The 5,038-nt window shown below is 70.4% G+C and carries 9 protein-coding genes and 3 tRNA genes; 7 read left to right on the plus strand and 5 right to left on the minus strand.

What is annotated here, in order from left to right:
- Nucleotides 1-448 (plus strand): molybdopterin dinucleotide binding domain-containing protein (locus VKG64_14800; protein HKB26308.1); only part of this gene is annotated, 448 nt, incomplete at its 5' end.
- On the opposite strand, the gene VKG64_14805 is transcribed toward VKG64_14800, so the two are convergent.
- From VKG64_14805 to VKG64_14820, 4 genes are read right to left on the minus strand one after another with little or no spacing between them, the layout of a single operon-like run.
- Nucleotides 441-632: a DUF433 domain-containing protein gene (locus tag VKG64_14805; protein ID HKB26309.1), complete on the minus strand. Its 192-nt coding sequence runs from the start codon at nt 630-632 to the stop codon at nt 441-443. The genes VKG64_14800 and VKG64_14805 overlap by 8 nt on opposite strands.
- 39 nt (nt 633-671) lie before the next feature.
- A complete protein-coding gene (locus VKG64_14810; GenBank protein ID HKB26310.1) occupies nt 672-941 on the minus strand; it encodes a hypothetical protein in 270 nt (89 codons plus the stop codon).
- A complete protein-coding gene (locus VKG64_14815; protein HKB26311.1) occupies nt 938-1,156 on the minus strand; it encodes a hypothetical protein in 219 nt (72 codons plus the stop codon). Before VKG64_14815 ends, VKG64_14810 begins: the two co-directional genes overlap by 4 nt.
- Before the next feature lie 50 nt (nt 1,157-1,206).
- Complete coding sequence (locus VKG64_14820; protein ID HKB26312.1) at nt 1,207-1,599, minus strand: response regulator; 393 nt, start codon at nt 1,597-1,599, stop codon at nt 1,207-1,209.
- 272 nt (nt 1,600-1,871) lie between these two features.
- On the opposite strand from VKG64_14820, the gene pcaD reads away from it, so the two are divergent.
- Entirely contained in the window at nt 1,872-2,657 is a 786-nt protein-coding gene (pcaD, locus tag VKG64_14825; protein HKB26313.1) for a 3-oxoadipate enol-lactonase, read from the plus strand.
- 7 nt (nt 2,658-2,664) lie between these two features.
- Here pcaD and VKG64_14830 read toward each other — a convergent pair whose 3' ends face one another.
- Complete coding sequence (locus tag VKG64_14830; protein HKB26314.1) at nt 2,665-3,051, minus strand: response regulator; 387 nt, start codon at nt 3,049-3,051, stop codon at nt 2,665-2,667.
- Nucleotides 3,052-3,212: 161 nt separating this feature from the next.
- On the opposite strand from VKG64_14830, the gene VKG64_14835 reads away from it, so the two are divergent.
- From VKG64_14835 to VKG64_14855, 5 genes are all read left to right on the plus strand, one after another.
- Nucleotides 3,213-3,671, plus strand: a complete 459-nt coding sequence (locus tag VKG64_14835; protein HKB26315.1) for a hypothetical protein — start codon at nt 3,213-3,215, stop codon at nt 3,669-3,671.
- Between the two features lie 75 nt (nt 3,672-3,746).
- The gene (locus VKG64_14840; protein ID HKB26316.1) at nt 3,747-4,541 is read left to right on the plus strand and encodes a glucose 1-dehydrogenase; all 795 of its coding nucleotides are present in this window, start codon (nt 3,747-3,749) and stop codon (nt 4,539-4,541) included.
- Between the two features lie 81 nt (nt 4,542-4,622).
- A tRNA-His gene (locus VKG64_14845) sits at nt 4,623-4,699 on the plus strand.
- A gap of 23 nt (nt 4,700-4,722) precedes the next feature.
- A tRNA-Arg gene (locus VKG64_14850) sits at nt 4,723-4,799 on the plus strand.
- Between the two features lie 38 nt (nt 4,800-4,837).
- A tRNA-Lys gene (locus tag VKG64_14855) sits at nt 4,838-4,910 on the plus strand.
- The last annotated feature ends 128 nt before the right edge of the window (nt 4,911-5,038 follow it).

Raw genomic sequence — 5,038 nt, forward strand, 5'->3', positions numbered from 1 at the left:
CCCCGCCACGGCGTCGGGCAAGGCCGAGCTGGCGTCGCCGTACCTCGAGAAGAAATACGACGCGCGGCTCCCGCGCTTCCTGCCGGTGGAGTCGCGCTACCCGCTGGCGCTCATCTCCCCCGCGTCCGACCGGCGCATCACGTCCACCTTCGGCGGCGCGGACGGCGACGCGCCGCCGCCGCTCGAGATGCACCCGGAGGACGCCCGCGCGCGCGGGCTGCGCGACGGCATGCGCGTGCGCGTGTGGAACGACCTGGGCGAGGTGCGGCTGCCGCTCGCCGTGAGCGACGCGGTGCCGCGCGGCGTGGTGTGCACGCTCAAGGGCGCCTGGCTCCGCACGAGCGACAACGGCCAGACCATCTCCGCCCTCTGCCCCGCGCACCACGCGGATATCTCCGAGGGCGCCTGCTTCAACGACGCGCGGGTCGAGGTCGCGGCCGCTAAGTAGTCAGCGGGCCTGAAGCAGCCAGCAGCGTAGCGCGCGCGAGATCGAGCGCCGCGATTGCCTGGTCGCGTCTCACGGACGGGAACTGACGAAGGAATGCGTCCAAGGTGTCGCCGCCCTTGAGGTAATCGAACAGCGCCTGTACCGGGACGCACGTCCCGACGAAGACGGGTGTGCCGCCAAGAATCTCAGGACCCGCGAAACACGCGAGCGTATCACTCCGGGCTTACAGCTTGTCGAGAAGGCGATCGTACTCAGCGTGCGCGCCGATCCAGAACCAGGTGACCTCCTCGCCCTCGAGAAGCCCGAGGGCACGGAATCCGAGCGTCACGCGCACCGAGTAAATGGGCTCGCGATCGTGAACCTTCTTGAAGTGGAGGCTCGGGTGCCGGGCGTTCTCTCGGAACAGCCGATACGTCTTCCGCGCCAGCTCCCTGATGTCAGGTGGCAGGTCGCGATACGCCGCCCAGAAACGCGGCGTCGCGCGCGATCTCACAGCTTGTCGGGGTCGAGTTCCGTCGCTCTGCCGGCTGAGCGCTCAGCGCGCGCCTCGGCCGCGAGCCTGCTCAGAGCGTCCTGTGAGGCTGCGAACTGACGCGCCCAATGTTCGTCGTCACGAAGCTCATCGAGCAACCATTGGGCGATCCGGTCCTGTTCGTCGGCCGGTAGCGTTGCAAGTTTCGCGATGGCAGCGTCCAGTGCTCGCGTCATCGCATACAGTATACCGGTTCGGCGGTGCGCGCCGCGGCGTATCCGCAGCGTTACCCGAAGTCCGGCATCACCCGCGCGAGCGCGGCCACGAGCGAGGCCGTGTCCACGGGTTTCGTCACGAGGGCGACCCCGGGCTGGGCGAGGCGGCGGTCGTCGGGCCGGACGGCCGCGCCGCCGACGATGATCACCGGGATCAGCGTGTTCCGCTGGCGCACCGCCTCGAGCATCCGCCCGCCCGCCGTGCCCCGCATCCCGAGATCGGTCAGCACGACGTCGTAGCGGCTCCTCGCGAAGAGCGCCAGACCCTCCGCCCCGGTCGTGGCGGCGTCGGCCTCGAGGCCGAGCGCCGTGAGCACGTCGAGGAGCGTGCCGCGCACTGCCGTGTCCTCGTTGATGAGGAGCGCGCGCTTCCGACGACCGCCGTCCGTGTTCGTCGTAGCCATCGTGTCCACTCCCTCGTCGAAGCGAAATCCTCGTCGAAGGGAAATCGCAAAGGCGATGCCACGTGCCCGGTGCCCGCAAGCCGCCGTCACTATGCGGTTTTCGTATCTGGGAATTCCGGATATGGCCGGCCCGGCTGGTCAGGGAAGGGCCGGACGCATGCTCGCTGACCACCGCTCGCCGCCCAGGAGGTCCGCCCGCGCGCGTCTTGACGGGGCCGCGGCGTCGGGGCACTATGCGTGCTCGCAGCCGAGCGCTCGCCGAGGAGGACGCCATGAAGATCACCGCCAACGGCATCTCGATGAACTACACGTTCGACGGCCCGGCCGGGGCGCCCGTCGTCACGCTGAGCCACTCGCTGGCGACCGACCTCGCGATGTGGGAGCCGACGGTGCCGGCGCTCGCGAGCCGCTTCCGCGTGCTGCGCTACGAGACGCGCGGCCACGGCAAGACCGAGGCGCCGCGCGGCGCCTACACGCTGGACCAGCTCGCCGAGGACGCGCTGGCGCTGCTCCGCGCGCTCGACATCCAGCGCACGCACTGGGTGGGGCTGTCGATGGGTGGCATGATCGGCCAGGCGCTCGCCCTCAAGGCGCCCAACGTCCTGGCGAGCCTCGCGCTGTGCGACACGTCGAGCCGGATCCCCCCCGAGGCCAAGCCCCAGTGGGAGGAGCGCGTCCGCACGGCCGAGGCGAAGGGCATGGAGCCGCACGTCGAGCCGACGCTGGCCCGCTGGTTCACCGCGCCCTTCCGCGAGCGGCGCAAGGACGTGGTCGACCGGGTGGCGGCGATGATCCGCTCGACCCCCGTGGCCGGCTACGTCGGCTGCTGCCACGCCATCGCGGCGCTGAACCTGACGGACCGGCTCGGCGCCATCAAGCTGCCGACGATCGTCATCGTGGGCGAGGACGACCCCGGGACGCCCGTGGCCGCCTCGCGCGTGATCGCCGAGGCCATCAATGGCGCGCGCCTGGAGATCATCCCCGCCGCCGCGCACCTCTCGAATATGGAGCAGCCCGAGGCGTTCAACCGCGCGCTCAGCGGGTTCCTGAAGGGCTGATGTTCGCCTAACGCGGCAGCACGCGTGCGAGCGCCGCTTCGAGCGCGCCCGCGTCCAGGGGCTTCCGCACCAGCGCCACGCCCGGCCGCGCGAGGCGACGGTCGTCGGGGGGGACGGGCGCGCCCGTCACGAGGATCACCGGGATGCGCAGGTTGAGCTCGCGGATCGTGTCGAGCACCTGCCAGCCGGTCATCCCCGGCATCATCAGATCGGTCAGCACGACGTCGTAGCGGCTCCGCACGAAGAGCGCGATGCCCTGGGGCCCGTTCGCCGCCGCGTCGGCCTCGTAACCGAGCATGGCGACGACGTCCACGAGCGCGCGGCGCACCGACGCGTCGTCGTCGATGACGAGCGCGCGCTTCCGCCGGTCGCCAGCTGTTTCCGGAGCCGCCATCCGCTTGCTCTCCTCGGGTGAATACCGCAAGGCGGATGCCACGGGCCGCCCGCGCCCCTAAAACGGCGTCACTGCGCGCTTCCGTTCCCGGAATCCGGAAGTGGGTGACGAAATCTGTCGGGGAAGAGGCCGGAATCGGCACGCGCGTATACTGAAATTTGATGCGCCGCACGCTCGCTCTTTCGCTGCTCCTCGCCGCCGCGGTCCCCGCCGGGGCGGCCGGCGACCAGCCGGCGGAGGAGATCCGCCCGCGCGTCGAGCATCACCTGCGCGCCGCCGCCGACATCGCCGGCGAGCTCGAGCCGGTCCTGACCGCAGCGTGCCCGCGCTTCGCGAGCCGCGAGGCATGGGACGCCTACCTCGACGGGAGCGTCGAGCGCGTCGTGACGATGGTCGCCCACCTCGACCAGGCCTGGGAGGAGGCGAAGCGCACCGGCGACAAGGACGTGCGCCGCGAGGCCAAGGCCCCGCGCCGCCGCCTGGACCAGGCGCAGCGGCTCGTCGCCAAGCTCCACGCCTGTGCCGACGGCAACGGCGCGCGCTTCGCGCCGGGCGCCGTCTGGCGGCGCATCGAGCGCGCGGTGCCGCAGCGCCAGAGCGAGATCGCCCTGCCGCAGTAGCGTGCGCGCCCCGGTAGCCGTTCGCGCGCGCCCGGGCCGTGGACATCCCCGGCGCCCTGGGGTATCGTCCCCGCCATGGCGAAGACCCCGTTCTCCCTCGACGGCAAGACCGCGATCGTCACCGGCGGCGGCACCGGCATCGGCAAGTCCATCGCGCTCGAGTTCGCGCGCGCGGGCGCCGACGTCGCCCTGTGCTCGCGCAAGCTCGAGCACCTCGAGCCCGTCACCAAGGCCGTGCGCGACCTCGGCCGGCGCTCGTTCGCGATGGCCGTCGATGTCCGCCAGGAGGAGCAGGTGAAGGCCATGGTCGAGCAGGCCGTCAAGGACTGGGGCAGGCTCGACATCATGGTGAACAACGCCGGCGCGTCCTTCAGGGCGAAGCCCGAGGATATTTCCATCAACGGCTGGAACACCGTGGTCGGCATCAACCTGAACGGCGTCTTCCTCGGCTGCAAGTGGGCCGGCAAGCAGATGATGGCGCAGCAGGGCGGCGGCGTCATCGTCAACATCGCCTCGCTCGCCGGCGTCTACGGCTCGACCATGATGTCCCACTACGGCGCCTCCAAGGCCGCCGTCATCATGCTCACGCGCGAGCTCGGCACGGCCTGGGGGCGCAAGGGCGTGCGCGTGAACTGCATCGCGCCGGGCCCCGTCGAGACCGAGGGGTATCTCGAGGTGCTCAAGCAGGCGGGCCCCGACGGCAAGAAGACCTACGACGCCATCGCGGCGCGCGTCGGCATGGGGCGCTGGGGCAAGGTACACGAGATCGCCTATCCGTGCCTCTTCCTCGCCTCCGAGGCGTCGTCGTGGATGACGGGGGAGACCATCGTGGTGGACGGCGGGCCCTCGCCGCGGGAGATGGAAGGCTAGACCGGCCGCGGGCGCTCCTGTAAGATTAGCGCTTGCGTCGCGCCGTGGTGGCGTGGCTGTGGCGGTGGCCGGACTCTCGCGGTGACCGTAGCTCAATTGGTTAGAGCACTGGCCTGTGGAGCCAGGGGTTGTGGGTTCGATTCCCATCGGTCACCCCAACAAGCGAATATACGTCGCACGGGCGCCCGTAGCTCAGCTGGATAGAGCGTTGGCCTCCGAAGCCAAAGGCCGCAGGTTCGACTCCTGCCGGGCGCACCATATGAGGTTGTTCGGCTCGTTCGCGCAGGCGGGTTCGCGGGCCGTTAGCTCAGTTGGTAGAGCAGCTGACTCTTAATCAGCGGGTCGGAGGTTCGAGTCCTCCACGGCCCACCGAGTCATCGGGCGCTTCCGGAGCATCGGGAGCGCCCGTTGTGGTTCGGAGACAGGATGCTACGTAATCAGCGGGTCCAAGGTTCGAGTCCTTGACGGCCCACCAACACCATCGGGCGCTTCGGCGA

The sequence above is a fragment of the Candidatus Methylomirabilota bacterium genome (assembly GCA_035260325.1).
Taxonomy (GTDB): Bacteria; Methylomirabilota; Methylomirabilia; order Rokubacteriales; family CSP1-6; genus AR19.

What these genes read in the sequence shown, in the direction of transcription:
- VKG64_14835 (HKB26315.1), top strand. Translation starts at nt 3,213, where the DNA reads ATGCGCCGCACGCTCGCTCTTTCGCTGCTCCTCGCCGCCGCGGTCCCC.
- VKG64_14820 (HKB26312.1), bottom strand. Translation starts at nt 1,599, where the DNA reads ATGGCTACGACGAACACGGACGGCGGTCGTCGGAAGCGCGCGCTCCTC.
- VKG64_14830 (HKB26314.1), bottom strand. Translation starts at nt 3,051, where the DNA reads ATGGCGGCTCCGGAAACAGCTGGCGACCGGCGGAAGCGCGCGCTCGTC.
- pcaD (HKB26313.1), top strand. Translation starts at nt 1,872, where the DNA reads ATGAAGATCACCGCCAACGGCATCTCGATGAACTACACGTTCGACGGC.
- VKG64_14815 (HKB26311.1), bottom strand. Translation starts at nt 1,156, where the DNA reads ATGACGCGAGCACTGGACGCTGCCATCGCGAAACTTGCAACGCTACCG.
- VKG64_14840 (HKB26316.1), top strand. Translation starts at nt 3,747, where the DNA reads ATGGCGAAGACCCCGTTCTCCCTCGACGGCAAGACCGCGATCGTCACC.